Source organism: Streptomyces griseorubiginosus (assembly GCF_036345115.1).
Classification (GTDB): Bacteria; Actinomycetota; Actinomycetes; order Streptomycetales; family Streptomycetaceae; genus Streptomyces; species Streptomyces griseorubiginosus_C.
This window is the reverse complement of the sequence record NZ_CP107766.1, coordinates 3980480-4007004: the sequence shown is the minus strand read 5'-3', so window position 1 is coordinate 4007004 and position 26525 is coordinate 3980480. Positions and strand designations below refer to the sequence as shown.

Sequence of the window (26525 nt, the reverse complement as noted above, 5' to 3'; positions counted from 1 at the left end):
TCGCTCCCCTGCGGGTGAACGCGCCTCGCGGTTCGCCCGTATCCCTGGGGGACCGTCTGTCCCCGAACGGGCCGCACCGCCCGGATACGGAGCAAGCGACGTGCCCCTCTCGCAGCCGCCGTCACGCACCGGCCGTACTCACGCTCCCGCCGCCGCCCGTCTGGCCCGAGGGGCGGCCGTCGGGGCCGGGCTCGTCCTCATGCCGCTGACCGCGGCGTGCGGTGCCGGAGCGGACGACGCGGCCGGTGGGCGCAAGGCGTCGAAGAGCCCCGCGATCTCCGCGGTGCAGGCGGGGGTCGTGGCCCCCGCGAAGGTCGAGGTCATCGCGGGGCTGACGGGCTGCAAGGCCAAGATCCGCATCGAGGCGGACGAACTGCGTCAGGGCGTCTGCCACACCAAGGACGTCGACTACCTCGTCACCACGTTCCCCGAGGAGCGGTTCAAGGAGGCGTGGCTGGACTCCGCCTCCGCGTACCGGGCGGACTTCCTGGTGGGCTCCCGCTGGATCATCAGCGCGAAGATCGACGCCCTCAAGAAGTTCCGCACACAGACCGGCGGCGACATCGTCAGCTACTCGGGGATGGGGCCGGCCAGCGGGTCGAGGTGAGGTGGGCGGGGGCCGGGTCGTACGACGACCCGGCCCCCGCCCATGCCCGGGTGGCCCCGGCGAGGGGTGAGACCCTGACCGGTCGGCAGCGCCTCAGGCTCCGCGGGTGCCGCGCTGGGCGGTGAGCGCGACCCGGGTCAGGAGGTCCCGGAACTGGGCGCGCTGGTCCTCGCTCAGATCCGTGAGCAGTCGTGCTTCGGCGGCGGCGACGTCCGTGCGCATGCGCAGCAGTTGGGTGCGGCCCTCGTCCGACAGGATCACGTGACGCGCCCGCCGGTCCTGCGGATTGGGGCGGCGTGACAGCAGGCCCTGCTTCTCCAGGTCGTCGAGAAGGTAGGTCATCACCGTGCGGTCGAGACCGACCTGGCCGGCCAGTTCGAGCTGTGTGGGGGGTTTGTCCCCGGCCTCGGCCAAGGCCACGAGCACCAGGTAGGCGCGTGATCCGCCGGGCAGCGTCTGCGAGGCGTCGGCCGCGGCCCGCCGAAGCGCCCCCGAGATCATGCGGATCGCCCACACCAGGTCGTTGTCCAGGGCAAGACACTTGCCGCTTTCGCTCGCTCGGGCGCGGGGTTCGGAGGACATCGCATCACCGTAGCACTTTTCCGTAGACCGACAGATAGTCTAGTTCGCAGAACATCTTGCAGGCAGCGCTTGAAAGCAGATGTTCTGCTGTGCATACTATCTGCATCGCAGCAGAACTCTGTGGAGGTACCGCACCATGAACCTGTTCCGTCTCGACGCGAGCATCCGCACCGAAGGATCGGTGAGCCGCGCCCTGGCCGACACCGCCGAGCAGGCCTGGCTCGCCGAGCACCCCGGCGGCGTCGTGACCCGGCGCGACCTCGGCGTCCAGCCGCTGCCCGGGGACGCGTGGACCGCGCTCGCCCACGAAACCGTCAACCCCTCCGCACCGGCCCCGGCCGAGGCGCACCAGCTCCTCGACACCCTCGGCGCCGAACTCCTCGCCGCCGACGCGTTCCTGTTCGCGGTGCCGATGTACAACTGGAACGTCCCGGAGCAGGTCAAGACCTGGATCGACCTGATCCTGAAGCACCCCGTGGTCGGCGTGCACGGCGACTGGCCGCTCAAGGGCAAGCCGGCACTCCTGACACTGAGCCGCGGCGGCGGCTACGGGCCCGGCACCCCGAAGGAGGGCTGGGACCACGCCACGCCCTACCTGCGCCGTATCCTCGCCGACGTCTTCGGCCTCGACCTGCAGATCGCCGAGGCGGAACTGACCCACGCCTTCTGGAACCCGGAGATGGCCCACCTGCGCGACCTGGCCGAAGAGTCGATGAAGGCCGGGCACGAGAACGCCGCCGACCACGGCCTGCGCACCGCCAAGCTGAGCGCGGCCTGACCGGGGGCGGGCGCGGCGGCCCCGGGTGCTGATCGAGCACAACGGTCCGTGGCCGGACCTGGCGTCTGACGTCTGACGTCTGGCGTCTGGCGACTGGCGTGGCTGCGGCGACCGGTCGGCGCATTCGCCCCGCCGGCGAAGCCGCCCGTCGCCGGAATCAGCCCGCCGCGCGCACCCGCGCCTCGCTGGAATCAGCCTGCCGCGCGCACCCGCCCCTCGCCGGGATCAGCCCGCCGCGCGCACCCCTGCAGAAGCAGCGGCCTGCGCCGCCTCCTGGAAGTCGACGATGGCCCCGCCGTGGTCCCTCGCCCAGTTCGTCAGGACCTCGATGGGTTCGACGAGGGTCCGACCGAGATCGGTGAGGCTGTACTCGACCCGCCGCGCCGCTTCAGCATGGCGTTCGACCAGACCGTACTGCTGGAGTCGGCGCAGCGTCTGGGTGAGGACCTTGCGGGAGATGCCGCCTATGAGGTCGACGAGTTCACCGTGCCGGCGAGGCTGATGGCTGAGTCCGAAGAGCACGAGCACGGACCACTTGTCGGAGATGATCTCGACCGCCAGCCGCGTGGGGCAGTCGGCAAGGAAGGCTGATCCAGCCGCGTTCCGCATGACAATCGAAGGTACCAGGAGGTAACCGACGGCTCCGTAGCGTCTTCCGCGAGCAACGAAACCAGCACCGGAAGCGGAGGAGTCACCATGCCACGAGTCGTCGTGTTCGACGAGTTCGGCGGACCGGATGTCATGCGCGTCGTCGAGGAGCCCGTCGTCGAGCCCGCGGTCGGCGAGGTACGGGTCAGGATCGAAGCGTTCGCCGTCAATCCGCTCGACCGGATGATGCGTTCCGGCACCTCGCCCACAGCAGTCCCCCTGCCCCACGCTCGCCTGGGTGTCGAAGGAACCGGTGTCGTCGACGCACTGGGCCCCGAGGTCACCGGCCTGAAGATCGGTGATCCGGTCATCCTCGCGGCCGTTCCGGACGCGAGCGCCAGGGGCAGCTACGCCGAATACACCACGATCCCCGCGAGCCAGGTCGTCGGCAGGCCGGCCGGGCTCGGACCCACGGAGGCGGCGGCGATCTGGGTCGCGTTCTCCACCGCCTACGGCGCGCTCGTCGAGAAGGCGGGGATGCGGCCCGGCGACCACGTCCTCATCACGGCCGCGTCCGGTGGCGTCGGCCGGGCGGCGATACAGATCGCCAACCAGATCGGTGCCGTGCCCATCGCCATCACCCGGCACACCGCAAGGAAGGACGACCTGCTCGCCGCCGGCGCCGCGGCGGTCATCGCCACCGACCGCACGGACGTCGTCGAAGCTGTCCGCCACCACACCGGCGGGACCGGCGCCGACATCGTCCTCGACGTGGTCATGGGCCCTGACCAGCAGGATCTCCTGAAGGCGGCCCGCCCCGGCGGAACACTGGTCGCCGCGGGCTTCCTGGACCCCCGGCCCGCACCCTTTCCGACCGGCACGCCGCTCACGATCTTCAGTTACCGGAGCTTCGAGCACACCCTCGACGCGGTCGTCGTGAACCGCATGGCGGCCTTCCTGAACGCGGGTGTGCGCCTCGGTGCACTGCGGCCGGCCATCGACAAGGTGTTCGCCCTCGACGACGTCGTCGAGGCACACCGCCACCTCGAGAAGGGGCTGCACGCCGGGCGGAAGATCGTCGTCACGGTGGGAAGGGCGGGGTCCGAGAACCCCGCCCGCAGATCATGAGACCCGGCTCAGCCCCGGCTCAGGGCCACACCAGGCAGTACGGCTGGTGCCCCGCCTCGTGCAGGCGGTGGCTGAAGTCCTGCCACTCGTGCAGCAGTTGGTACACGTTGAACGCGTCCCGGGGGCCGCCGCGGTCCGGGACCGTGGACCAGATGAAGGCCGCCGCGCCCACCGCTTCCTCGCCTATGCCGCGCAGCGGGTCCACGACCGTCATGGGGAGCTTGACCACCGCGTAGTCCGGGTGCAGGACGACCAGTTCGAGCGGGGGGACCTTGTGCAGGGGGACGCCCTCTATGCCGGTGAGGACCATCGCCGCCATGGTCTCCGGCTTGATCTTGGTGAACATGCCGTTCATGCCGAGCTCGTCGCCGCCGAGTTCCTCGGGGCGCATCGAGATCGGCACGCGGGCCGCGGTCGCGCCGTCGGGCGCGCCGAAGTACTTGTACGTCACCCCCACCCGACCACCATTCCTGCTTCCCGCCCTCAACGGATCGATACGACGTTCGATACGTCGCTCGGCACGATCCGACTCACCCGGCGTCACGGCACCATGTCCCTGACGCGTCTCGCCGGCTTCCTCCGCCTCGCGCCGGTGCTTCCCCCGCCGGGCACGTCGAGGACCCAGGTCATCAGTCCCCTCGCCCAGTCCGCCACCGCGATGCATATCTCCACCCGACTGCTTTTCTAGGACGCGCAGGCCCCGCCGCGCAACCCGATCATCGTGTCAGTGACCTCCCCCACGGCCGCCCGCCGAAACGTGCGTTGAAACACCTGTCCGCAGGATCTTCGCAGCCCCTGAACAACCGGCTGCGCGCCATCGTCCCCGTGAGCTGTGTGTATCTGCATCCAGTTTCGCAGATCGCGGGGAGCCGGGAGCTTTCGAGGGCTGGCCTACCCTGAGGTAGTCACCGGCAATGGAGTCCGAGAAAGCCGAACAAACCGGAGAAGGTCGGAGTAGCCGCAAGTTATGAGTGAATTGCCCTATTCGTACGACGCGCCTGTCTCGCAGGCCCTGTTCGACCGCGCGTCGGCCGTCACACCCGGCGGCGTGAACTCCCCGGTCCGCGCCTTCCGCGCCGTCGGCGGCACCCCCCGCTTCATGGTGTCCGGCACCGGCCCGTACCTGACGGACGCCGACGGGCGCGAGTACGTCGACCTCGTCTGCTCCTGGGGCCCCATGATCCTCGGGCACTCGCACCCCGAGGTGATCGCCGCCGTCCAGGAGGCGGTGTCCAGGGGCACCTCCTTCGGCACCCCCGGTGAGGGCGAGGTCGCGCTCGCCGAGGAGATCGTGGCCCGGGTCGAGCCTGTCGACCAGGTGCGCCTCGTCTCCAGCGGCACCGAGGCCACCATGTCCGCGATCCGGCTCGCCCGTGGCTTCACCCGGCGCACCAAGGTCATCAAGTTCGCCGGCTGCTACCACGGTCACGTCGACTCGCTCCTCGCCGCCGCGGGCAGCGGCGTCGCCACCTTCGCGCTCCCCGACACCCCCGGCGTCACCGGTGCCCAGGCCGGAGACACGATCGTGCTGCCGTACAACGATCTCGAGGCCGTCCACGAGGCCTTCCACCGGCACCCCGGCGAGATCGCCTGTGTGATCACCGAGGCCTCGCCCGGCAACATGGGCGTCGTGCCGCCGCTGCCCGGCTTCAACCAGGGCCTCAAGGACGCCTGCGCGCAGAACGGCGCCCTCTACATCTCCGACGAGGTCATGACCGGGTTCCGTACCAGCCGCGCCGGCTGGTACGGCATCGACGGGGTCAAGCCCGACCTCATGACCTTCGGCAAGGTCATGGGCGGTGGCTTCCCCGCCGCCGCGTTCGGCGGTCGCGCCGACGTCATGGCGCACCTCGCGCCCGCCGGGCCCGTCTACCAGGCCGGCACCCTCTCCGGTAACCCCGTCGCCACCGCCGCCGGCCTCGCCCAGCTGCGGCTCCTCGACGACGCGGCCTACGACAAGGTCGACGCCGTGTCGCGGCAGATCCAGTCCCTGGTCTCCGAGGCGCTCGGCAAGGAGGGCGTCGCCCACACCCTCCAGAACGCCTCCAACATGTTCTCGGTGTTCTTCACCGACCGGCCGGTGCGCGACTACGAGGACGCCAGGGCGCAGGAGTCCTTCCGGTTCACCGCGTTCTTCCACTCCCTTCTGGAGAACGGCGTCTACCTGCCGCCGTCCTCCTTCGAGTCCTGGTTCGTGTCCACGGCCCACGACGACCAGGCGGTTCAGCGGATCGCCGACGCCCTCCCGGCGGCGGCCCGAGCAGCGGCGGAGGCCACGGCAGCATGAGCAGCGACCACCACAGCGACATCACCGTCGTCCACCTCATGCGGCACGGCGAGGTCGCCAACCCCGACGGGGTCCTCTACGGCCGTCTCGCGGGCTACCACCTCTCCGAGCTCGGACGCCAGATGGCCGACCGGGTCGCCGAGCACCTCGCCCCCAGGGACATCACCTACGTCTGCGCCTCCCCGCTGGAGCGGGCGCAGGAGACCGCCACGCCGATCGCCAAGGCGCACGGCCTCGACATCGGGACCGACGAGCGGCTCATCGAGGCCGAGAACGTCTTCCAGGGCAAGACCTTCGGGGTCGGGGACGGCGCGCTGAAGAACCCCGACAACTGGAAGCACCTCGTCAACCCCTTCAAGCCGTCGTGGGGGGAGCCGTACGTCGACCAGGTCGTGCGGATGAAGGGCGCGCTGGACGCCGCGCGGGACCGGGCGCGGGGGCACGAGGCGGTTCTCGTCAGCCATCAGTTGCCGATCTGGATCGTGCGGTCGTGGGTCGAGAAGCGGCGGCTGTGGCACGACCCGCGCAAGCGGCAGTGCACGCTGGCTTCGCTGACGTCCTTCACGTACCGGGGCGACAAGATCGTGTCCGTGGGGTACTCCGAGCCCGCTATCGATCTGGTGCCGGTTCATCTTCGGGCCGGTGCCAAGCCGGTGAAGGGTAAGTCCAAGGCGTTCGGGGCGTAGCCGGTTCGCGGGGAGCTGCGGGGCCGTCGTGGCCGGTCGCGCAGTTCCCCGCGCCCCTGAGGGGCGCACCCATCAGCCCCTTCCTGTTACGAAACCCGGAAAATCCTGAGGAACCTCCCCGTATCTCGCTGCCTCTGAATGGGTGACCGCTCAGAGAATGTGACGAATCGGGGAATCATGCGCAACCTCAGTCGAAGGGGTGCACTCGGTCTCGGGGCGGGGGCCGCGGCCGCCGTCGGACTGTCGGGGTGCGGGTCCCTCACCGGGGCGGACGGGGTGAGCCACAACCCCGCCGGCTCAGACCCCAAGCCCTCGCCGAAGGCCACTGTCCGCCCCATCGGGGACGGCTCCACCTCCTTCACCGGCAAGCAGCCCCACCAGCCCGCCAGGCCCGTGCCGTTGGAGCCCGGGCAGGCTCCGCCGCAGTTCGTGATCTTCTCCTGGGACGGGGCCGGCGAGGTCGGCAACGGGCTCTTCCCGCGCTTCCTCGACCTGGCCAGGAAGCACGACGCGCACATGACCTTCTTCCTCTCCGGGCTGTATCTGCTGCCCGAGTCGAAGAAGCGGCTCTACGACCCCCCGAACAACCCCCGCGGCGCCTCCGACATCGGCTACCTCACCGACGAGCACGTCAAGGCGACCCTGGCCAACGTCCGGCGGGCGTGGCTGGAGGGGCACGAGATCGGCACCCACTTCAACGGCCACTTCTGCGGCGGCTACGGCAGCGTCGCCCGCTGGACGCCGGCGCAGTGGCGCTCGGAGATCCAGCAGGCGAAAGCTTTCGTCAAGGAGTGGCGCACCAACACCGGCTGGACCGACCTGCCCGCCCTGCCCTTCGACTACGACAAGGAACTCGTCGGCGGCCGCACCCCCTGCCTCCTCGGCCAGGACAACCTGCTGCCCACCGCCCGCGCACTCGGCTGGCGCTACGACGCCTCCTCGCCCGGCGGCCGCCAGGTCTGGCCCGTCAAGACGAACGGGATATGGGACCTGCCGCTTCAGGCGATACCTTTCCCCGGCCGCGGCTTCGAGGTCCTGTCCATGGACTACAACATGCTCGCCAACCAGTCGATCAACTCGACCAACGCGCCCGCCCACAACTACCCGGCCTGGCGCGAGCAGGCGGCCGGCGCCTACATCGCCGGCTTCCAGCGGGCCTACGAGACCAACCGCGCCCCCTTCTTCGTCGGCAACCACTTCGAGCACTGGAACGGCGGCATCTACATGGACGCCGTCGAACAGGCCTTCACGCACATCGCACGGGAGAAGGAGAAGGGCGCGGACATCCGCATGGTCTCCTTCCGGCAGTTCGTCGACTGGATGGACGTACAGAAGCCGGAGGTGCTCGCACGGCTGCGGACGCTCGACGTCGGACAGCAGCCCGCCGGCGGCTGGAACACCTTCCTCAAGGACTCCTCGACGCCCTCCGGGAACCCGTCCTCGACAGCCTCCTCAAACGCTGCCTGAAATGCGGGTTTCCGCCCGCAAGGGGGGTGCGCAAGATCCCTGGAACGGGCATGCGAAACTTTTCACATGAGTGCCGCCAGCCGTAGCCGCTCCCGAGTCCGTGCCAGCCTGCTCGCCGCGGGTGCCGCGGCCGCAGCGCTGATCCTGTCCGCCTGCAGTTCGGGCGGCACCTCGGGCGGAGGCGGCGACACCAACTTCATCATGGGCGCCGACGGCATCTCCACCGCCGAGCAGGGCGACCGGGGCAGTGCCCCCGACCTCTCCGGCAAGACCGTCGACGGGGGACAGCTCGATGTCGCCGACTACAAGGGCAAGATCGTCGTCCTGAACATCTGGGGCTCCTGGTGCGCCCCCTGCCGGGCCGAGGCACCCAACCTGGAGGCGGTCTCCAAGGACCTCAAGGGCCGGGGCGTGCAGTTCGTCGGCATCAACACCCGCGACACCAGCGTCCAGAACGCCCGCGCCTTCGAGAAGGACATGGGCATCACCTTCCCCAGCCTGTACGACCCCACGGGCAAGCTGATGCTCCGCTTCCAGAAGGGCACCCTCAACCCGCAGGCCGTGCCCTCCACGCTCGTCATCGACCGGGACGGCAAGATCGCCGCCCGCTCGCTGGCCGCGCTCAGCGAGAGCAAGCTGCGCAAGATGATCGACCCGGTCCTCGCGGAGAAGTGACGTGAGCGCAGTCGTCACGCTCGCCGCCGACACCGGATACAACGGCACCGTCCTCAACGGCGCGTTGCTGCTCGCCCTGCCCATCGCGGTCCTCGGCGGCCTGGTCTCCTTCTTCTCGCCGTGCGTCCTGCCGCTGGTCCCCGGCTATCTGTCGTACGTCACCGGAGTCACCGGCACCGATCTGGCCGAGGCCCGGCGCGGCCGGATGGTCGCCGGCGCCTCGCTGTTCGTGCTCGGCTTCACCGTGGTGTTCGTCTCCAGCGGGGCGCTGTTCGGCTACTTCGGGCAGACGCTCCAGGAGAACCAGGGCGTGCTGTCCAAGGTGCTGGGTGTGCTCATGATCCTCATGGGTGTCTTCTTCATGGGCCTGATGCCCTGGATGACCCAGCGGGAGTTCCGCTTCCACAACAAGCCCGCCATGGGCCTGGTCGGCGCCCCGCTGCTGGGCGCGCTGTTCGGCATCGGCTGGACCCCCTGCATCGGCCCGACCCTCGCCTCGGTGATCGCCCTGTCCTCCCAGCAGGGCAGCGCGGGCCGCGGTGCCATACTGACCGTCGCCTACTGCCTCGGCCTCGGCCTGCCCTTCGTGCTCGCCGCGGTCGCCTTCCGCAAGGCGCTCGGCGCCTTCGGCTGGGTCAAGCGCCACTACGTCTGGGTCATGCGCATCGGCGGCACCATGATGATCGTGACCGGACTGCTGCTGCTGACCGGTGCGTGGGACCGCATCGTGCAGGACCTCCAGTCCTGGTCCGCCGGCTTCACTGTGGGGATCTGATCCATGAGCAAGACCACATCCGCCGCCTCCGACACCTCCGGTGCCCCGGACGCTCCCGCCGGCGACCAGGACCTCGGCGCGGCCGGCTCCCAGCTGTCCACCGCGCCCGTCGAGGGCCCGCCCAACCTGCCCTCCCTGGGCGTCATCGGCTGGGTCCGCTGGTTCTGGCGCCAGCTCACCTCCATGCGGGTCGCGCTGCTGCTGCTCCTGCTGGTGGCGCTCGGCGCGATCCCCGGCTCGCTCATCCCGCAGACCGGTACCGACGCGACCAAGGTCGCCGACTTCGTCAAGAACAACCCCACCCTCGGGGACGTCTACGACAAGCTCGGCCTCTTCCACGTCTACAGCTCGGTGTGGTTCTCCGCGATCTACATCCTGCTGTTCGTCTCCCTCATCGGCTGCATCGTGCCCCGCACCTGGCAGTTCGTCGGGCAGCTGCGCAGCCGGCCGCCGGGCGCCCCCAAGCGGCTGACCCGGCTGCCCGCCTACACCACCTGGCGCACCGAGGCCGAGCCCGAGCAGGTCCGCGAGGCCGCGCTCGCCCTGCTGAAGAAGAAGCGCTTCCGCGCCCACCTCGCCGGGGACAACGTGGCGGGCGAGAAGGGCTACCTCCGCGAGGTCGGCAACCTCGCCTTCCACATCGCGCTCATCGTGATGCTGACCGCCTTCGCCTGGGGCCAGCTCTTCAAGTCCGAGGGCAACAAGCTGGTCGTCGAGGGCGACGGGTTCTCCAACACCCTCCTCTCCTACGACGACTTCAAGTCCGGGAACCTCTTCGACACCGACGACCTGGTGCCGTTCAGCTTCACCCTGAACAAGTTCACCGGCACCTACGAGACCAGCGGCCCCAACAAGGGCACCCCGCGCCTCTACCAAGCAGCCATCACCTACAGCAAGGGCGCCTACGGCAAGGACCACAAGACCCTCGTCAAGGTCAACGAGCCGCTGGAGATCGACGACGCGAAGGTCTATCTCACGGCCCACGGCTACGCCCCCCTGATCACGGTCCGGGACGGCAAGGGCAACGTCGTCTTCCGCGACGCGGTCGCGATGCTGCCGCTCGACTCCAACGTCACCTCCACCGGCGTGATCAAGGTCCTCGACGGCTACCGGAACGCCAAGGGCGTCTCCGAGCAGCTCGGCATCTCGGCGTTCTTCATCCCGACCTACACCAAGGGCAGCGAGACGGCGTCCACCTTCCCGGCGCTGAACAACCCGGTGCTCAACCTCACGCCGTACCACGGTGACCTCGGCGTCAACTCGGGCATCCCGCAGAGCGTGTACCAGCTCGACAAGTCGCACGTGAAGGACTTCAAGGACGCCAAGGGCCAGGAGCTCAGGGAGAACCTGAGGCCCGGCGAGACCATGAAGCTTCCCGGCGGCGCCGGTTCGATCACCTACGAGGGCACCAAGCAGTGGGCGAACTTCCAGGTCGTCCAGCAGCCCGCCAGCGGCTGGGCCCTCGCCGGCGCCCTCACCGCGATCTTCGGCCTCGCCGCGTCCCTGTTCATCCAGCGCCGCCGGGTGTGGGTGCGGGCGGTGCGCGGCGAGGACGGCGTGACGGTCGTGGAAATGGCCGGCCTGGGCCGCAGCGAGTCCGCGAAGGTGCCGGAGGAGCTGGGCGAGCTGGCAGGAACCCTGTACGACCACACCCCGAGCACCGAGCAATCCACCCCCGAACCCCAAGTAACACCCTCCGAAGGGGCTGAGAAGTGACTCTCGCCGCCGCAACCGAGTTGGCCACCGCCACCAACGAACACCTCGCCAACATCAGCAACACGCTGATCTACTCGTCGATGGCCGTCTACACCCTGGCCTTCTTCGCGTACATCGCCGAGTGGCTCTTCGGCAGTCGCAGCAAGGTCGGCCGCACCGCCGCCGCGCTCACCGCCGACGCCAAGAAGACCGAGGCCAAGAAGGCACCGGCCGTCACCGTGAACCAGGGCGGCAGCACCGCCGTACTGGAGCGGCCGCAGGTCGTGGTGCGGTCGGCGAGCGGTTCGCGGGACGTGCCCGACGGGCCCGGGGCGCACGGCGGGGACGAGCAGGGCGACCTCTACGGGCGTATCGCCATCTCCCTCACGGTGCTGGCCTTCCTCGTCGAGCTCGCCGGGGTCGTGGCCCGCGCGGCCTCGGTGGAGCGGGCCCCCTGGGGCAACATGTACGAGTTCAACATCACCTTCTCCACGGTGGCCGTCGCCGTGTACCTGGGGCTGCTGGCCCTGAAGAAGAACGTGCGCTGGCTCGGGCTGTTCCTGGTCACCACGGTCCTCCTCGATCTCGGCCTCGCCGTCACTGTCCTGTACACCGCCAGCGACCAGTTGGTTCCCGCCCTTCACTCGTACTGGCTGTACATCCACGTCTCCACCGCGATCTTCTGCGGCGCTGTGTTCTACGTCGGCGCGGTCGCCACGATCCTGTACCTCTTCAAGGACAGCTACGAGAACAAGCTCGCGAACGGCGGCACGCCCGGCCGGTTCGCGAACTCCGTCCTCGACCGGCTGCCGGCCTCCGCGAGCCTCGACAAGTTCGCCTACCGCGTCAACGCGGCCGTCTTCCCGCTGTGGACGTTCACGATCATCGCGGGCGCGATCTGGGCGGGCGACGCGTGGGGCCGCTACTGGGGCTGGGACCCCAAGGAGACCTGGTCCTTCATCACCTGGGTCGCCTACGCCTGCTACCTGCACGCCCGCGCCACCGCCGGCTGGAAGGGCCGCAAGGCCGCCTACCTCGCGATGGTCGCCTTCGGCTGCTGGCTGTTCAACTACTACGGCGTCAACATCTTCGTCTCCGGCAAGCACTCGTACGCGGGCGTCTGAATCCCCGCTCGGCGACACTGGTGTCATGACCGGATCCGTCGAACAGGGCACGAGTCAGACCCACGGAAGCAGCCGCGTCCTGCACTTCCTGGTGCGGCTGCCGGTCCCCATGGAGGGGGCCTGGCCCGCGGTGGGCAGTGCGGAGGGGCTCGCGCGCTGGTGGACCGGCGTGCGGGTCCTGGAGCCGCGGCTCGGGGGCGCCGTGGTGCTGCCGGGGCTGGGGGAGGGCCAGGTCACCGCGTGGGACGTGGACCGGGTCGCCGAGTACACCCTGGAGCGGGGCGACCGGATCAGGTTCCACCTGGAGCGGGACGGGGACCAGGGGGCTGTCCTGCGCTTCACGCACGAGTACGAGGGGCCGGAAGGGACCGAGCCCGCCTGGCGGGCCCGGTTCGAGCGGTTGCTGGAGACCCTGGTGGCCTAGAAGTGCACCTCCGCGCAGGCCCGCCCGCGTGACTGGAGTCCACCGCTCGTGTGCTCCCAGCCCTCCGCGCACAGCACCGCGCCGTTGGGCAGGTCACGGTGGACCGGCACGGTGAACTTCTGGTGGTACCCCCAGAACTGGGTCGCGCTGTTGGTGTCGATGCCCCCGCCCCAGATGTGGAAGTGCCCGGTGAAGTCGCCGTTCCAGGTGGTCGCCGCGGCGATCGTCTCGACGCGCAGTCCGACGCCGTCGACCATGATGCAGGTGCGCTGGTTGCAGCCGTTCGCCCCGGCGGAGGCGGCCGGCGCCCCCGCGATCGTCATCGCCAGCGCACACACCGCGCCGAGGGTCAGCCTGGAGAAAGTCTTGCCGTTCATGAGCAGGATCCTGGCAGTCACGGTGGGTGACCGCGAGTACGACGCGCTGCCACGCGCTACGACGGCGGCAGGCACTCCTTCGCCGGCGGCTTGCCCTCCGGCCACGCGATCCGCACGAAGCGGGCCGTGCCCTGCGGGGTCAGTTCCACGATCGGTACGGCCTTGTCGTACGGGTTGCCGTGGTTGTCGAGGCAGATCCAGCCGCTCGCGCCGTCGACCCGCTGCTGGGTGCCCTTGATGAGCCGCCACTCGTTGCGGACCTCTTCGAGGGTCGGGATGTCCTTGGTGCCCTTGGCGAACCGGATGCCCTGGTACGTCAGCCGCATCGCGTCGTAGGCGATGATCAGCTGGCCGTCCTCCAGGTCGACGTCGCCGATCGGGCCGACCTTGTCGCCCTGGCCCGCTGTCACCAGTTCCTGGAGGACCTTCGCGTCCGCCGTCGAACCCCCGGTGGCGGGCGGGGACTTGATCCAGGCGTCCGGGTGGGCGAGGGCGGTGTAGCGGACGGTGAGGTTGCGGTTCAGGGCGTCCCGGTTCAGGTCCTTGTCGCCGGTGAGGTAGGACGCCTCGTCGCCGGTGAGCAGGGTGAACCTCCGTTTCTGGCAGCCGCGTTCGCCGAGCGCGTTGATGAACTGGCGCAGCTGGGTGTGGCGCCCGGCGAACAGGATGGTGTCGGTGCCGGCGTCCGTGTCGCAGACCAGGTGGGTGATCTGCTCGAAGTCGTTGGCGGTGGAGCCCTCCTGGCTGCGGTCGTCGGGCGGGTTGAACGACCAGGGCGCGTACGGCGAGCCCTTCAGCAGCTTCTCGAAGGAGCGCTGGAGGGTCAGTGAGTAGGGGTCGCCGTTCTCCGGGTCGTCCGCCTTCTGGTCGTGGACCAGGACCGCCTTGTCGGCGGCGACCTGGGCGAAGGAGGTGAGCGCGCGGGCCTCGTCGGTGTTGGTCGGGGAGACCCGGGCGAGGCCGGGGAAGGGGTCCTTGCCGTTCTGGCCGTTGGCGAGGTTGTCGGCGGTGATGGAGGTGCCGATCACGGCGATGCCGCGGGCGGTGAGCGCCGCGACGGCCCGCTTGTTGTTGGCGGTGCTCAGCCCGACGCCCGCGACCGCCCGCAGCTTGTCCCTGCCGTCGGTCATGCCCGCCAGCTGGTCGACGGTGTGCTCCCAATGGGCGCCGGTGGCACCGGGGTTGGCGAGCACCAGCCGGATCGCGGGGACGGTCCCGTTGGACTGGTGGTTGGCCTGGTACTGCGCGAGATACGCCCCCTGGAGCTCGTGCAGGACGTCACCGAGGTTGTCGGCGTCGGTCGCGGTGAAGGGCTCGAGGAGCGCGACGGTGACGTAGGGGCCCTTGACGGACCTGTTCTCGCGGTCGATCGCCTTGACCACCGGCCCGAGTGGGGCCCGGCCCCAGTCGTAGGCGGTCGCCGAGACGCCCACGCACTCGTCGCTGCCCTCGGGTCTGACGACCCCGGCGGCGCAGGAACGGTCGTCCTGGGCGAGGCTCCAGCCCCCGATCCCCAGGCCGCCGAGCACCACGAGGGTCAGCAGCAGGGCGAGGTACCGCCGCAGCGGGATCTCCCAGACGCCCTCGCGAAGCCATGTTCCGAAGCCTCGGCCGGCCATCACCGCCTCCCCCTCGCCGTCGTCGTCCTCGTCGCCGTCCGGGACCCGGAGCGGGCGTCCCGCGAGCGCGTCCTCGGGCCAGTCCCGGGAGGCCCGCCACAGCAGGGCGTTGCCGGCCGGACGCAGGTTGGACAGCTGCTCCAGCTCGAAGCGCAGCCGGTCGCACACCTTCGCGTCGGGCAGCGCGAGCGGGTCGGTCAGCTGCCACACGGCGTGCAGCAGCCGTCGTATCCGCAGATGCAGTACGGGATCCACGTCGTCCGGCACCTGTTGGGCGGCGTCCGTGTGGCCGAGCGCGACGGCCGCGCGCCGGTCGTCGCGGGCGTCGAAGTCGTGGCCCTCGGCGTCGTGCGCGTGGAAGTAGGGCGCGGAGGCGATGAACCGCAGGGTGCGCAGCCAGCTGCGGGTGTCCAGGGTGGTGAAGGTGTCGCGCAGGTGGGCGACGGCCGGTTCGGCCGCTCCCAGGGCGAGTTGATGGTGCAGGTGGTACCGGTCGGCGGGGTCGTAGCGCCGGATCAGCGTCTCGTGGGCCTCGCGCCACCGCCCGTGGTCGGCGGACCGGTGGTGCAGCCGGAGCAGCAGCAGGGTCCGCACGAAGGGGTCGCCGACGAACCGGCCCGGCACCTCCGGCAGCCCCTCCTGGACCAGCCGGGTCTGCAGGGCCCGTACGTCCGCCGGGCCGAAGTCGTCGGGCAGGAGCGCCTCGGCGAGCGCGGTGGCGGATTCGTGGTCGTGGGCGGCGGCCAGCACCGTCAGCTCCTCCAGCCGGTCGGTGGGCACGAGCCGGTCGAGGAGTTCGACGTAGGTGGGCCTGCTGTCGCGGTCCTCGTGCAGCCGTACGTCGGCGGTGAGCAGCTCGCCGAGGGAGGTCGTGCCGTGCTGTGCGGCGGCCTCGGCGAGCAGCACGATGCCCAGCGGGTTGCCGCCGGTCAGCCGGTGGACGGCGTGCGGGAGCCGGGGCGGCACCTGGTGCTCGTCGACGATGTGCAGGGTGTCGTCGGCGGTCAGCGGCGGCAGGGAGACCAGCAGGGCCCGGGAGGAGGGGGACGCGGGGTCGGGCGTCCAGTCGGTGCGCCGGGCGACCTCGGGGAGGGTGTGCCGTACGGCGTTGCGCAGGGCGGGGCGGCCGGTGCCGCGCAGGGCGGTGATGAAGACGACCTGGTCGGCGATGCCCTCGGAGCGGTCGCGCAGGACGGGGTCGGTGAGGCCGGGGCCGGGTGCGCGGTGCGCGTTGTCCACGAGGACGAGGGGGCGGCCCAGGCGCTGCATGCGTGGCAGCACGCCGGTGTAGGCGTCGGTGAGGTCGGCGAGCAGCGCGCGGACCAGATGGCGCTCGGCGTGCTCGCGGGAGGTGCCGCCGGCCCTGAAGTGTCCGGACAGCAGCATCAGTCCGCGCCGGGCGTTGCGGCTCGCGTTGGGGTAGTCCCGCCACCAGGTGGCCGCCCGCTGCTGACGGCGGTGCACGAAGCTGTCCGAGATGGACTCCAGGGTCGCCTCGATGGCGGACTGGAGCAGCGGGCCGGTCCCGGTGGCGGCCGCGGCGACGTTGGCGGCGACCCGCCCGGCCCAGCGCCCGGCGAACCCGGCGATCCAGGACCCGCTCTCGTTCAGCAGCAGGATCCGCTCCACCTCGCGCCGGATGCGCTCCGAGTCGGCGTCCCGCCAGCCGCCGGCGGCGACGGCCACCAGGCCCGACATCAGCCGCGGGAAGGTGATCCGGCCCGCGCCGGTCACCGGCTCGGCGAGCTGTTCGGCGATCACCAGCAGGGCCTGCGACACCGGCGACCAGGCGTCGGTGTCCCGGCCCGCGGGCGGTGCCGTGAACTCGGCGGCCTCGCAGTCGATCAGGGCGACCGGGGTGTGCCCCTTGTAGGCGTCCCGCAACTCGCCGAGCAGCGCGCTCTTGCCCAGCCCGCGGGCGCCGGTCAGCACGACGAACGGGAGCTCCTGCGGGTGCTCCGGCGGTGTGGCCCGGTGCTGGTGCGGCCGCAGCCCCACGAGTCGTGGTGCGAGCCCCGCCGGATCGGTGTCGAACAGCGCCCCGCGCCCGTGCAGCTGTCTGTGCACCCGCATTCCCCCCATGCGCGCTGTGTATCAACCCCAGGGTAAGGAGGGGGAGTTGGTTCGGACTAGATCGCGTGATGTCCGTTGGGTTACGAAAGTGTCGACACGGGACGGTTCCGGAGTCGTCGTCTCCTGGACATTCGGCGGCGGATTTTGACACGGTGGGGTGCGCCGGCCCGTATTCGAACACGTGGTCGATTACGCCTTTCGGGAGGCCCGCCGTGTCCCTCTCCTTCTATGCCACGCAAAGTGTGTTCTCCGACCCCGGGCACATGGCCCCGCTGTACGACGAGTTGCCGCCCGACCCCGCTGAACTGGCCCGGATCGTCAGGGATGTGATGATCCATCGCGTCGAGGGCGAGCTCTTCGGGCACACCCATCCGACCGACCGGCTCCACGACGACGCGGAGTCCCGGTACATCGACGACGTCCTGCGGATCCTCGCCGAGCGCAGCGCAGCGCCGCTGACCGTGCGGCGGGAACCGGGCGACCGGTTCGTCGGCGTCTGCCGGGACTTCACGCTGCTGCACGTGTCGTTGCTGCGGCACGCCGGCGTCCCGGCGCGGCTGCGGTCCGGGTTCGCCGACTACTTCGGCACCGACGGCTTCCACTGCGACCACGTGGTCACCGAGTATTGGACCGAGGGCCGGGGCTGGCTGCTCGCCGACGCCCAGCTGGCCGACCCCGCGATCACCGCGCACTGGCCCGTGGACTTCGATCCCATGGACGTGCCCCGGTCGCGGTTCCTCGTCGCCGGGGAGGCCTGGCGGGCGATCCGCGAGGACGGGGCGGACGAGACGGAGTTCGGGTTGCACCGGCCCGAGGTCGGGCCGCTCTTCGGGGAGCGGTTCGTGGCGGGGAACGTCCGGCTCGATCTCGCCGCGCTGAACAAGGTGGAGACGTTGCTGTGGGACGTGTGGGGTGCGGACGACGGGGAGCCGGGGACGCCGTTGCCGCGGGGTGTGCGGGAGCTGTACGACCGGGTGGCGCCCGTGGTGAGCGGGGAGGTGTCGTTCGAGGCCGTGCGGAAGGTGTTCGCGGAGGAGGACGGGGTGCGGACGCCGTCTGTGGTGACGTGTTATGCGCCGTTCAATGGGACGAGTCCGGTGACGTTGCGCTAGGCGGTTCGCCGGTAGGTCGAGTGCGGGAGCGTCGTGGCTGGTCGCGCCCGCGCGGCGGTAGCCGCAGATGCAGCACCGCCCCGCGCCCCTTTAGGGCGCTCCACCAACCGGTGTGCACAGGTCGCCGCCAACAACTCGCCCAGTAGTTCCGGGTCGTTGATGTCCAGGTCGAGCAAGGACTCGATGCGTTCCAGTCGCTGGTACAGGGACTGGCGGCCGATGTGGAGCAAAGACGCCGTGCGGGTCGGGGAACAGCCGTTCCTCAAGTAGGTCTCCAGGGTACGGACCAGGTCGCTCGGGTGGGCCGCCTCCCAAGCCATCAGGGGCCCCAGGGCATGCTGCACCATGGCCGACAGGCGCTCTCGGTTGGTGTCCAGGCCACCCCTGGTCAGCTCGCGCTCCAGGGCCAGCGCCCGGGAGGAGGTGACCAAGACGCCTTCCACAGAGGCCGGTTCCGCCGCCGGGACCGTCAGGGCCAGTTCCAGGGTCGACCGCGCCGTCCGCAGCGTGTCGCTCCAGCGCAGCCAGCCGCCGTCGCCGGTCACGGCGTGGCCCACGGCCACCGTGAGGCCGGCGTCGGCCACCGTGCGGAAGGTCTCCTGGACCGCCTTCACCGGGTCGCCCGCGCGGCCGCCCGGCAGGGACAGCAGGGCCAGGACGTCCCCGGGGAACGCGGCCCGCAGCACCCCCGCCCCGCCCAGCAGCCGTACCGCGCGGTCGACCGTGCCCACGTCCCGGGTGCCGTGCAGCGACACCCCGATCAGCCGGGCCCCCGGGCCCGGGTGGAACCCGGCCAGCGCCGCCCGCGCCTCCACCTCCGGCTGGTTCAGCGCCGCCCGGTCGGCGAGGTCGGCCAGCAGGGCCGCCGTGTGGTCGTCGCCCCACGGCCGTACGACCGCACGGCCCGACAGGCCGCGGGCCACGATCGCCCGGTTGGCGGCCTCCGTGATCCGGACGAAGGGCACGACCCGGTGCAGGGCCAGCAGCGGCAGCTCGCGGCGGCGCGCCTCGTCCACGACCTCCTCCGGCATGGCGGGCAGGGACCGGCCGACCTCCACCGCGAGTCCGGCGGCGCCCCGGGCGGCCAGCTCGCGCACGTAGCGGCGGCGGGTCTCCTCGTCGGGGTCGGACAGGCCGAAACCGTTGGTGAGCAGCAGTTCGCCGCCGTCCAGGAAGTTCGCGCCCTCGTAGACCTCGCTGGAGTGCACCCAGCGGACCGGGCGGTCCAGGGCGGTGTGTCCGGCGAGCAGCTCGGGCTCGGAGGCGCGGACCGGGTCGAGGGCGAGGATCTCGCGGAGGGTGAGTGCGGGCATGGGCGCCTCCCGACAGTTCGTCCGGATGTGGGCTGCCGGGAGAGTACTTTCCGCACGTTGCCCTCGTGTTTCGGCCACAGGAGAGTGAAGGACATGGACCCCATGGATCAGGCACAGGCCCGCGAGTGGCTCGCCACCGCCGTCGCGGAGGCCCGCGCCGGGCTCGCCGAGGGGGGCATCCCCATCGGGGCCGCGCTCTACGGCGCCGACGGCACCCTCCTCGGGCGCGGCCACAACCGGCGCGTCCAGGACGACGACCCCTCCATGCACGCGGAGACGGCCGCCTTCCGGGCGGCGGGACGGCAGCGGTCGTATCGCGGTACGACGATGGTGACCACCCTCTCGCCCTGCTGGTACTGCTCAGGGCTGGTCCGGCAGTTCGGGATCGGGCGGGTCGTCGTCGGGGAGGCCACCACCTTCCACGGCGGGCACGACTGGCTGGCCGAGCACGGCGTGGAGATCGTCCTCGTGGACGACCCCGAGTGCGTCCGGCTGATGCGCGACTTCATCGACAACAATCCGGCACTGTGGAACGAGGACATCGGTGACTGACACCCCCCGGCCCCGCATTCCGACCATCGACCTCGGGCCCTGGCTGGCCGGCGACCCCGACGCCCGCGCCGGCATCGCCCGCACCCTCGACGAAGCCCTCCAGACCGCCGGGTTCTTCCTGGTCACCGGGCACGGCGTGGACCCGGCCCTGCGCTCGCGGATCCGGGAGGCCGCGCGGACCTTCTTCCGGATGCCCGTGGAGACGAAGAAGGCGTACGAGGCGAAGGTGGGCGGCCGCGGCTGGCTCGGGCCCGGCGCCGAGGCCAACGGCTACTCCGAGGGCACCGAGACCCCGCCCGACCTCAAGGAGTCACTGACCTTCGCCACCCACGAGCCCTTCGAGGACCCGGCCGTCAACGCGGAGTGGTACGCGCCGAACGTCTGGCCGGACGAGGTCCCGGCCCTGCGCGAGCTGTGCGAGGAGTACCTGGAGCGGATGGGCGAGCTGGAGAAGCGGCTGCTGTCCCTCCTCGGCGAGGCCCTCGGGCTCGAACCCGACTTCTTCTCCCGGCACATGGACCATCCGACGTACGGCTTCAACATCAACTGGTACCCGGGCACCGAGGTGATCGGGGAGCCTGAGCTGGGGCAGTTCCGCATCGGTCCGCACACCGACTTCGGCACGGTCACCATCCTCGACCGGCAGGCCGGCAAGGGCGGGCTCCAGGTCTTCACGGACGAGGGCGGCTGGGAGGACGCCCCCTTCGACCCCGACGCCTTCACCATCAACATCGGGGACCTGATGGCCCGTTGGACCGGTGACCGCTGGCGCTCCGGCCGCCACCGGGTCCTGCCGCCGCCGGCGGACGCGCCCGCCGAGGAGCTGATGTCGCTGGTCTACTTCGGCGAGTGCACCCCCGGCACGATCGTCGAGTCCGTCCCGGCACCCGTCGGGCGGGTGGCCCACGAACCCGTCGACTCCCACGTGTACTTGAGGGCCAAGCTGGACTCGATCACGGTCGACTGAGGCCCCTCGCAAGCCTCCCGGCCACGGTGGATACAGTGCGACGGCCGTCTTCCGGGGCGGCCGTCGAAGCTGGGGGAGACATGAGGAAACGTGCCGTCGGGCGGGGTCTGCTGTACGTGGCGATCGCCCTGGTCGCCGGGGCCGCGGGCGTGGGGGGCACCCTGCTCCGACAGCGGCTCACCGAGCCCGACACGACGGCCGTCGACGCCCAGGCCGCCGCCCTCGCCCAGGATCTGCGCCAGGACCTGAACGCCGGTTTCCACTCGGCGGGCGGCGGCACCTACGGCGGCCCGTTCACCGAGGGCACGCTCGTCGCGCGGACCGAGGAGCACGGCGGGGTGCTGCTCGGCGTCCGGTCCGCGGGCCTGACGCACACGGCGGAGGTCATGCTCGGGCTGGTGCCGCCCACCGGGGCGACCGTGGACGCCGACGCCTATCCCGTCCGCTGCTACCGCATCGCCTTCGCGCTCGGCCCGGGCAGCGTGCGGCGGACCGCGGTCACCTGCCCGGCCGGCCGGACCGACGGCGAACCCGGCAGCCTCGCCGCACAGATGGGCGGACTGCTCGCCCGGCAGCCCGCCAACCCCTACCGCGCGATGTCGGCCGCCGGCTACGCCCACACCCCCCGGGGCGCCACGGAGTTCCTGAAGGGCCGCGAGCTGGTCTCCGCCAAGGACACCGTGACCGACGTGGCGGGCCGGGCGGCGGGCGACGACGTGTACGCCGTCGCCCTGCGCGTCAACGGGGTCTGCCACTACCTGCGGATGTCCTCCGACGCCGACCTGGTCCCGCTGTGGACCGCCCCGGCCGACGAACAGAAGACCTGCGACGCCCGACAGGCGGTCACCGCCTCCGGCGTGTACGGGAGCGACCCGGCGAAGGAGGGGTGAGCCGTCACGCCGCCGGTGAGCGCCTGCGCAGCGCCGCGTACAGCACCGCGCTCACCACGAAGCCCACCACCGGGGTGATGTCCCCGAACGCCGGCCAGTGCTCCGGTACGTAGCCGACGTAGTCCTCCTGGTTGGAGAAGAGCGGGACCGACACCGCCACGCCGAGCAACAGGGCCGCGAGGCCCGGCCAGTTGGTGAAGGTGCGGTCGGTCAGGCGACCGGACAGGATCTCGTCCGACCCGTGCGGGCGCAGCAGCCGCTCGACCAGGACCACGCCGAGCCAGGGCGCCACCCAGTACGCGATCACCAGCAGGAACGCCTCGTAGGCCGCCCCCGCGTCGGAGAGCGACGCCCACGCCGCCGCCGTACCGGCGACCCCGGACACCACGACGAGCACGCTGCGGCTCAGCCAGGCCGGGAGGTTCAGGCCGAAGGAGGCGATGGAGATGGCGCCGGAGTACACGTTGAGGGCGTTCGCCGAGACCGCGCCCAGGATGATCGCGATCAGCACCAGGTCGCCGAGCCAGCCCGGGAGATGGCCGGTGAAGGCCGCCGTCGGGGTGGCGTCCTTCGGGGACACGATCGTCGCCGAGGCCGCGCCGATCACGGCCACCACGGACACCGACAGGAACAGGCCGAGCGCCGGGTAGAGGACGGTCCTGGCCCTGTTCGCCGTACGGGGGAGGTAGCGGGAGTAGTCCGCGGCGTACGGGTTCCAGCCCGCCGCGTAGCCCCAGGCCGCGCTGAACGCGAGCAGGAAGCCGCCGACGCCGCCGCCCGTACCGCCCCCGCCGAGGTGGGCGTCCTTGAAGGTCCACACCCCGGCCAGCAGGAAGATCACCGCGAGGGCGGGGAAGGCGTACTTCTCGAAGACGTGCACGAAGTTGTGGCCGATGAAGCCGATGAGGATCTCGGCGGCCACGACCAGGAGCAGCGACGGCAGCGGTCGCAGCCCGGTCAGGGTGTTCAGCGCGAAGGCGGCGCTCACGCTGTTCACCGCGAACCAGCCGACGCCCGCCACCAGGCCGTTGGCCGCGGCGGGCAGGATGTTGCCGAAGTAGCCGAAGGAGAGCCGGCCCACCACCATCTGCGGCACCCCGAAGCGGGGCCCGTCCAGGGACAGCACGCCCTGGGTGAGCGCGCCCAGCGCGGTGCCGAGCACGATGGCGGCCGTCGCCTGCCAGAAGCTCAGGCCGAAGAAGAGGACCGCGATCACACCGATGAAGACGGTCGCGAACTCGATGTTCGGGGAGGCCCAGGTCCACAGCAGCTGAAGCGGGCCGCCGTGGCGTTCGGACTCGGGGATGGGTTCCGAGCCGGCCGACTCGACGGCGATGACCTTGTCACCGTAGGCGGGGGCGAGGGTGCCGGCGGAGTCGGCGGGAGCTGTCGTCATGCGAGGTAAGTGTCCGGCTCCCGGCCCCCTCCGCCCAGGGGCGAGATGTCCGCTTCGGGGGGCTCGGCGGCGTACAGCTTGTCAGTCGCCCTTCGGCTCCTCGCCGGCCTCCCGGCGCCTGAGCTCCTCCTCGCGGCGGCGCAGGTCCGCCTCCCAGTCCTTCAGCAGGGCCTCGTCGTTCTTCCGCTCCGCCTTGAGGGAGTTCAGGAACTCGGGGTTGTCGTCGGGGGCGACGTACTCCATGCGGTGGTTGCGGTGCCACTCGGAGGGGGTGCGGCCGCCGGCCGGCGGCGTGCGCAGCTTGCCCGCGGCGAGCCAGGCGATCGGGCCGACGATCCAGAACAGCAGGATGATGAAGACCCAGGCGATCTTGGGCAGGTGCTTGGCCTCGTCCTCGGGGGTGTTGAGGCAGTCGATGAACGCGTAGATCGTCAGCGCCAGCGGGATCAGGTACATCAGCAGCCGGAACATGTGCTCTTGGCCCCCAGGGAAGGTTGTGTGGAGCCTGTGACAGGCCCCTGACGGGGTCAGGGTAGCGGCTCGGGGATACTTGTCCCCATGGCTTACGACGATCTTCGCTCCCTGCTCAGGGCACTGGAACGCGAGGGAGACCTCAAGCGGATCAAGGCCGAGGTCGACCCGTATCTGGAGGTCGGGGAGATCGTCGACCGGGTGCAGAAGGCGGGCGGGCCCGCGCTGCTCTTCGAGAACGTCCGCGGCTCCGCGATGCCCCTCGCCATGAACGTCTTCGGGACCGACCGCCGGCTGCTGAAGGCCCTGGGCCTGAAGTCGTACGGCGACATCTCCGACAAGATCGGCGGGCTGCTGCGTCCCGAGCTGCCGCAGGGCTTCGTGGGGGTGCGGGAGGCCTTCGGGAAGCTCGGCGCGATGACCCACGTGCCGCCGAAGAAGGTCAAGGAGGCGCCGGTCCAGGAGGTCGTCCTCACCGGGGACGACGTCGACCTCGACCAGCTCCCGGCCCTGTTCACCTGGCCGCAGGACGGCGGCTCCTTCTTCAACCTCGGGCTCACCCACACCAAGGACCCCGAGACCGGGATCCGCAACCTCGGGCTCTACCGGCTCCAGCGCCACGACAAGCGCACCATCGGCATGCACTGGCAGATCCACAAGGACAGCCGCAACCACTACCAGGTCGCGGCGAGGAGGGGTGAGCGGCTCCCGGTCGCGATCGCCTTCGGCTGCCCGCCCGCGGTGACGTACGCCTCCACGGCCCCGCTCCCCGGCGACATCGACGAGTACCTCTTCGCCGGGTTCATCGCGGGCAAGCGGATCGAGATGGTGGACTGCAAAACGGTCCCGCTCCAGGTGCCGGCGCAGGCCGAAGTGGTCATCGAGGGCTGGCTGGAACCGGGGGAGATGCTGCCGGAGGGTCCCTTCGGCGACCACACCGGCTTCTACACCCCGCAGGAGCCCTTCCCGGCGCTGAAGATCGACTGCGTGACGATGCGGAAGCGACCGCTGCTCCAGTCGATCGTGGTGGGCCGCCCCCCGACGGAGGACGGACCGCTGGGCCGTGCCACGGAACGCTTCTTCCTCCCCCTGCTGAAGATCATCGTCCCGGACATCGTGGACTACCACCTGCCCGAGGCGGGCGGCTTCCACAACTGCGCGATCGTCTCGATCGACAAGAAGTACCCGAAGCACGCGCAGAAGGTGATGCACGCGGTCTGGGGGGCACACATGATGTCGCTGACCAAGCTGATCGTGGTCGTCGACGCGGACTGTGACGTCCACGACCTGCACGAGGTCGCCTGGCGGGCGCTGGGCAACACCGACTACGCCCGTGACCTCTCGGTCGTCGAGGGACCGGTCGATCACCTCGACCACGCCTCCTACCAGCAGTTCTGGGGCGGCAAGGCGGGCATCGACGCGACGAAGAAGTGGCCCGAGGAGGGCTACACCCGGGACGGCGGCTGGCCCGAGATGGTCCTGTCCGACCCGGAGACGGCGGCGAAGGTCGACCGCCGGTGGAAGGAGTACGGTCTGTGAGCCCCATCCCCGTGGGCGGCCCGGCCCTGTTCATCGGCACCGACACCGACTACGTGGCGCTCGTGCGGCCCGCGCTGGACCCGGCGGACCCGGGCGTCCGGCAGGCCGCCGAGCAGGCGGGCGTCACACCGGAGGAGCTGGCCGGCCCCGGCGACACCTGGGCGGTCCTCTACGAGCGCGGCGGCGACGGCGACGGCTTCGAACTGCCCGGTGTGCGCGACGCGGAACCCGCCGACTTCGCGGAGCGGCTGCGCGCGGAACTCACCGCGGCGTCCGGCCCGTTCACGGTCGACGGCGGAGCCGCGCTGCGGCTGGACGCCCGCCCGGCCGACGCGGGCGGATACGCCTTCACGGCGCACATCACCCTGCCCGACGACTCCGGGACACCGCTGACCGTGGAGACGGGCCCGCTGCCCGCCGCCGCACTCCTGACCGACCTCGACGCCTTCCTCGGGAGCCTCGCATGATGACCACCGCCGACGGGGTCGTGGGCCCGGCGCCGCAGCCGACCGGGAAGGTGAAGGGCTTCCTGCGCCTCGTGATGATCGAGCACTCGGTCTTCGCGCTGCCCTTCGCCTACATCGCCGCGCTGACCGCGATGTACGAGTGGGACAAGAACATCCACTGGGGGCGGCTGCTCCTGGTGACGATCTGCATGGTCGGGCTGCGCACCTTCGCGATGGCCGTCAACCGGATCATCGACCGGGAGATCGACGCGCGGAACCCCCGGACCGCCCAGCGCGAGCTGGTCACCGGGGCGATGTCGGTGAAGCACGCCTGGACCGGGGCGCTGGTCGCGGTCGTGGTCTTCCTCGGCTCGGCCGCCCTGCTCAACCCGCTGTGCCTGGCCCTCGCTCCCGTCGCGGTGATCCCGATGGTGGTCTACCCGTACGGCAAGCGGTTCACGAACTTCCCGCAGGCCATCCTCGGGCTCGCCCAGGCGATGGGGCCGGTCGGCGGCTGGCTCGCCGTCACCGGGTCCTGGTCCTGGGACGCGGTGATCCTCGGTCTGGCGGTCGGCATCTGGATCGGTGGGTTCGACCTGATCTACGCCTGCCAGGACGTGGAGACCGACCGGGAGATCGGCGTCATGTCGGTGCCGGCCCGGTTCGGCATCCCGGCGGCGATCTGGGGGGCGCGGGTCTGTCACGTCCTGACGACGTCACTGCTGATCTGGTACGCCGTAGCGACGGATGCGGGCGGGTTCTTCTGGGTGGGCCTGATGATCGTCGCGGGCGCGTTCGTGTACGAGCACTCGATCGTGCGACCGCATGATCTTTCCCGGCTGAACCGGGCGTTTTTCAGCGTCAACGGGTTCATCGGGATTGCCTTGTTCGTGTGTGCGCTGCTGGATCTGCTGGTGCGGGGGTTGACGGTCTGAGCCCGGGGCCGCCGGTCCG

Annotated in this window: 26 protein-coding genes; 18 read left to right on the top strand and 8 right to left on the bottom strand. The window is 70.8% G+C overall.

Features of this window, described 5'->3' with window-relative positions:
- The first annotated feature begins 100 nt into the window (after positions 1 to 100).
- Positions 101 to 607: a hypothetical protein gene (locus tag OHN19_RS17965; RefSeq protein WP_330265153.1), complete on the top strand. Its 507-nt coding sequence runs from the start codon at positions 101 to 103 to the stop codon at positions 605 to 607.
- A 93-nt stretch (positions 608 to 700) separates the two neighbouring features.
- Here OHN19_RS17965 and OHN19_RS17960 read toward each other — a convergent pair whose 3' ends face one another.
- Entirely contained in the window at positions 701 to 1189 is a 489-nt protein-coding gene (locus OHN19_RS17960; protein WP_330265152.1) for a MarR family winged helix-turn-helix transcriptional regulator, read from the bottom strand.
- 136 nt (positions 1190 to 1325) lie between these two features.
- Between OHN19_RS17960 and OHN19_RS17955 the strand changes: the two genes are divergently transcribed.
- Entirely contained in the window at positions 1326 to 1967 is a 642-nt protein-coding gene (locus OHN19_RS17955; protein ID WP_330265151.1) for an FMN-dependent NADH-azoreductase, read from the top strand.
- A 225-nt stretch (positions 1968 to 2192) separates the two neighbouring features.
- Here the strand turns inward: OHN19_RS17955 and OHN19_RS17950 are convergent, their stop codons facing one another.
- Positions 2193 to 2576, bottom strand: a complete 384-nt coding sequence (locus OHN19_RS17950) for a helix-turn-helix domain-containing protein (RefSeq protein ID WP_330265150.1) — start codon at positions 2574 to 2576, stop codon at positions 2193 to 2195.
- 87 nt (positions 2577 to 2663) lie between these two features.
- On the opposite strand from OHN19_RS17950, the gene OHN19_RS17945 reads away from it, so the two are divergent.
- The gene (locus tag OHN19_RS17945) at positions 2664 to 3683 is read left to right on the top strand and encodes a zinc-dependent alcohol dehydrogenase family protein (RefSeq protein ID WP_330265149.1); all 1020 of its coding nucleotides are present in this window, start codon (positions 2664 to 2666) and stop codon (positions 3681 to 3683) included.
- Positions 3684 to 3702: 19 nt separating this feature from the next.
- Here OHN19_RS17945 and OHN19_RS17940 read toward each other — a convergent pair whose 3' ends face one another.
- Positions 3703 to 4347 carry a hypothetical protein gene (locus OHN19_RS17940; protein ID WP_330265148.1) on the bottom strand — a complete coding sequence of 215 codons (645 nt, stop codon included), beginning with the start codon at positions 4345 to 4347 and terminating at the stop codon, positions 3703 to 3705.
- A gap of 303 nt (positions 4348 to 4650) precedes the next feature.
- Here OHN19_RS17940 and hemL point away from each other — a divergent pair, with 303 nt between their 5' ends.
- From hemL to OHN19_RS17900, 8 genes are all read left to right on the top strand, one after another.
- Positions 4651 to 5970: a glutamate-1-semialdehyde 2,1-aminomutase gene (gene hemL, locus OHN19_RS17935; RefSeq protein ID WP_330265147.1), complete on the top strand. Its 1320-nt coding sequence runs from the start codon at positions 4651 to 4653 to the stop codon at positions 5968 to 5970.
- Entirely contained in the window at positions 5967 to 6656 is a 690-nt protein-coding gene (locus OHN19_RS17930; protein ID WP_330265146.1) for a histidine phosphatase family protein, read from the top strand. The genes hemL and OHN19_RS17930 overlap by 4 nt, the downstream gene beginning before the upstream one ends.
- A gap of 177 nt (positions 6657 to 6833) precedes the next feature.
- Positions 6834 to 8123, top strand: coding sequence for a hypothetical protein (locus OHN19_RS17925; RefSeq protein WP_330265145.1), 1290 nt, complete (start codon positions 6834 to 6836; stop codon positions 8121 to 8123).
- Between the two features lie 66 nt (positions 8124 to 8189).
- Entirely contained in the window at positions 8190 to 8798 is a 609-nt protein-coding gene (locus OHN19_RS17920; protein ID WP_330265144.1) for a TlpA disulfide reductase family protein, read from the top strand.
- Between the two features lies 1 nt (position 8799).
- Complete coding sequence (locus OHN19_RS17915; RefSeq protein ID WP_330265143.1) at positions 8800 to 9573, top strand: cytochrome c biogenesis CcdA family protein; 774 nt, start codon at positions 8800 to 8802, stop codon at positions 9571 to 9573.
- 3 nt (positions 9574 to 9576) lie between these two features.
- Entirely contained in the window at positions 9577 to 11289 is a 1713-nt protein-coding gene (gene resB / locus OHN19_RS17910; protein ID WP_330265142.1) for a cytochrome c biogenesis protein ResB, read from the top strand.
- Positions 11286 to 12392, top strand: a complete 1107-nt coding sequence (gene ccsB / locus OHN19_RS17905; protein ID WP_330265141.1) for a c-type cytochrome biogenesis protein CcsB — start codon at positions 11286 to 11288, stop codon at positions 12390 to 12392. Before resB ends, ccsB begins: the two co-directional genes overlap by 4 nt.
- Positions 12393 to 12417: 25 nt before the next feature.
- Positions 12418 to 12816 (top strand): hypothetical protein, encoded by a 399-nt coding sequence (locus OHN19_RS17900; RefSeq protein WP_330265140.1) that lies wholly within the window; start codon positions 12418 to 12420, stop codon positions 12814 to 12816.
- Here the strand turns inward: OHN19_RS17900 and OHN19_RS17895 are convergent.
- Positions 12813 to 13193 carry a hypothetical protein gene (locus OHN19_RS17895; protein WP_330265139.1) on the bottom strand — a complete coding sequence of 127 codons (381 nt, stop codon included), beginning with the start codon at positions 13191 to 13193 and terminating at the stop codon, positions 12813 to 12815. The genes OHN19_RS17900 and OHN19_RS17895 overlap by 4 nt on opposite strands.
- Positions 13194 to 13249: 56 nt before the next feature.
- Positions 13250 to 16885, bottom strand: coding sequence for a hypothetical protein (locus OHN19_RS17890; RefSeq protein ID WP_330269643.1), 3636 nt, complete (start codon positions 16883 to 16885; stop codon positions 13250 to 13252).
- Positions 16886 to 17097: 212 nt separating this feature from the next.
- On the opposite strand from OHN19_RS17890, the gene OHN19_RS17885 reads away from it, so the two are divergent.
- Positions 17098 to 17997, top strand: coding sequence for a transglutaminase domain-containing protein (locus OHN19_RS17885; protein WP_330265138.1), 900 nt, complete (start codon positions 17098 to 17100; stop codon positions 17995 to 17997).
- Here the strand turns inward: OHN19_RS17885 and OHN19_RS17880 are convergent.
- Positions 17994 to 19310, bottom strand: a complete 1317-nt coding sequence (locus tag OHN19_RS17880; protein WP_330265137.1) for a PucR family transcriptional regulator — start codon at positions 19308 to 19310, stop codon at positions 17994 to 17996. The genes OHN19_RS17885 and OHN19_RS17880 overlap by 4 nt on opposite strands.
- 93 nt (positions 19311 to 19403) lie before the next feature.
- Between OHN19_RS17880 and OHN19_RS17875 the strand changes: the two genes are divergently transcribed.
- From OHN19_RS17875 to OHN19_RS17865, 3 genes are all read left to right on the top strand, one after another.
- Positions 19404 to 19862, top strand: coding sequence for a nucleoside deaminase (locus tag OHN19_RS17875; protein ID WP_330265136.1), 459 nt, complete (start codon positions 19404 to 19406; stop codon positions 19860 to 19862).
- Positions 19855 to 20829: an isopenicillin N synthase family dioxygenase gene (locus OHN19_RS17870; RefSeq protein WP_330265135.1), complete on the top strand. Its 975-nt coding sequence runs from the start codon at positions 19855 to 19857 to the stop codon at positions 20827 to 20829. The genes OHN19_RS17875 and OHN19_RS17870 overlap by 8 nt, the downstream gene beginning before the upstream one ends.
- 80 nt (positions 20830 to 20909) lie before the next feature.
- The gene (locus OHN19_RS17865; RefSeq protein WP_330265134.1) at positions 20910 to 21719 is read left to right on the top strand and encodes a hypothetical protein; all 810 of its coding nucleotides are present in this window, start codon (positions 20910 to 20912) and stop codon (positions 21717 to 21719) included.
- A 4-nt stretch (positions 21720 to 21723) separates the two neighbouring features.
- Here the strand turns inward: OHN19_RS17865 and OHN19_RS17860 are convergent, their stop codons facing one another.
- Together OHN19_RS17860 and OHN19_RS17855 are read right to left on the bottom strand one after the other, a co-directional pair.
- Entirely contained in the window at positions 21724 to 23115 is a 1392-nt protein-coding gene (locus tag OHN19_RS17860; RefSeq protein ID WP_330265133.1) for a purine-cytosine permease family protein, read from the bottom strand.
- Between the two features lie 81 nt (positions 23116 to 23196).
- The gene (locus tag OHN19_RS17855) at positions 23197 to 23586 is read right to left on the bottom strand and encodes a PLD nuclease N-terminal domain-containing protein (RefSeq protein ID WP_330265132.1); all 390 of its coding nucleotides are present in this window, start codon (positions 23584 to 23586) and stop codon (positions 23197 to 23199) included.
- Positions 23587 to 23673: 87 nt separating this feature from the next.
- Between OHN19_RS17855 and OHN19_RS17850 the strand changes: the two genes are divergently transcribed.
- Genes OHN19_RS17850 through mqnP form a run of 3 tightly spaced genes read left to right on the top strand, consistent with a single transcriptional unit; the run spans position 23674 to position 26506 of the window.
- The gene (locus OHN19_RS17850; RefSeq protein WP_330265131.1) at positions 23674 to 25125 is read left to right on the top strand and encodes a menaquinone biosynthesis decarboxylase; all 1452 of its coding nucleotides are present in this window, start codon (positions 23674 to 23676) and stop codon (positions 25123 to 25125) included.
- A complete protein-coding gene (locus OHN19_RS17845; RefSeq protein WP_330265130.1) occupies positions 25122 to 25592 on the top strand; it encodes a hypothetical protein in 471 nt (156 codons plus the stop codon). The genes OHN19_RS17850 and OHN19_RS17845 overlap by 4 nt, the downstream gene beginning before the upstream one ends.
- Complete coding sequence (gene mqnP / locus OHN19_RS17840) at positions 25589 to 26506, top strand: menaquinone biosynthesis prenyltransferase MqnP (RefSeq protein ID WP_391191809.1); 918 nt, start codon at positions 25589 to 25591, stop codon at positions 26504 to 26506. Before OHN19_RS17845 ends, mqnP begins: the two co-directional genes overlap by 4 nt.
- The last annotated feature ends 19 nt before the right edge of the window (positions 26507 to 26525 follow it).

Excerpts from the sequence above, each read along its gene's own strand:
- OHN19_RS17875 (WP_330265136.1), top strand. The coding sequence starts at position 19,404 with ATGGACCCCATGGATCAGGCACAGGCCCGCGAGTGGCTCGCCACCGCC.
- OHN19_RS17930 (WP_330265146.1), top strand. The coding sequence starts at position 5,967 with ATGAGCAGCGACCACCACAGCGACATCACCGTCGTCCACCTCATGCGG.
- hemL (WP_330265147.1), top strand. The coding sequence starts at position 4,651 with ATGAGTGAATTGCCCTATTCGTACGACGCGCCTGTCTCGCAGGCCCTG.
- OHN19_RS17860 (WP_330265133.1), bottom strand. The coding sequence starts at position 23,115 with ATGACGACAGCTCCCGCCGACTCCGCCGGCACCCTCGCCCCCGCCTAC.
- OHN19_RS17925 (WP_330265145.1), top strand. The coding sequence starts at position 6,834 with ATGCGCAACCTCAGTCGAAGGGGTGCACTCGGTCTCGGGGCGGGGGCC.
- OHN19_RS17945 (WP_330265149.1), top strand. The coding sequence starts at position 2,664 with ATGCCACGAGTCGTCGTGTTCGACGAGTTCGGCGGACCGGATGTCATG.
- OHN19_RS17865 (WP_330265134.1), top strand. The coding sequence starts at position 20,910 with ATGAGGAAACGTGCCGTCGGGCGGGGTCTGCTGTACGTGGCGATCGCC.
- OHN19_RS17850 (WP_330265131.1), top strand. The coding sequence starts at position 23,674 with ATGGCTTACGACGATCTTCGCTCCCTGCTCAGGGCACTGGAACGCGAG.
- OHN19_RS17950 (WP_330265150.1), bottom strand. The coding sequence starts at position 2,576 with ATGCGGAACGCGGCTGGATCAGCCTTCCTTGCCGACTGCCCCACGCGG.
- resB (WP_330265142.1), top strand. The coding sequence starts at position 9,577 with ATGAGCAAGACCACATCCGCCGCCTCCGACACCTCCGGTGCCCCGGAC.
- mqnP (WP_391191809.1), top strand. The coding sequence starts at position 25,589 with ATGATGACCACCGCCGACGGGGTCGTGGGCCCGGCGCCGCAGCCGACC.
- OHN19_RS17960 (WP_330265152.1), bottom strand. The coding sequence starts at position 1,189 with ATGTCCTCCGAACCCCGCGCCCGAGCGAGCGAAAGCGGCAAGTGTCTT.
- OHN19_RS17900 (WP_330265140.1), top strand. The coding sequence starts at position 12,418 with ATGACCGGATCCGTCGAACAGGGCACGAGTCAGACCCACGGAAGCAGC.
- OHN19_RS17880 (WP_330265137.1), bottom strand. The coding sequence starts at position 19,310 with ATGCCCGCACTCACCCTCCGCGAGATCCTCGCCCTCGACCCGGTCCGC.
- OHN19_RS17955 (WP_330265151.1), top strand. The coding sequence starts at position 1,326 with ATGAACCTGTTCCGTCTCGACGCGAGCATCCGCACCGAAGGATCGGTG.
- OHN19_RS17890 (WP_330269643.1), bottom strand. The coding sequence starts at position 16,885 with ATGCGGGTGCACAGACAGCTGCACGGGCGCGGGGCGCTGTTCGACACC.
- OHN19_RS17940 (WP_330265148.1), bottom strand. The coding sequence starts at position 4,347 with ATGCATCGCGGTGGCGGACTGGGCGAGGGGACTGATGACCTGGGTCCT.
- OHN19_RS17895 (WP_330265139.1), bottom strand. The coding sequence starts at position 13,193 with ATGAACGGCAAGACTTTCTCCAGGCTGACCCTCGGCGCGGTGTGTGCG.
- OHN19_RS17855 (WP_330265132.1), bottom strand. The coding sequence starts at position 23,586 with ATGTTCCGGCTGCTGATGTACCTGATCCCGCTGGCGCTGACGATCTAC.
- OHN19_RS17920 (WP_330265144.1), top strand. The coding sequence starts at position 8,190 with ATGAGTGCCGCCAGCCGTAGCCGCTCCCGAGTCCGTGCCAGCCTGCTC.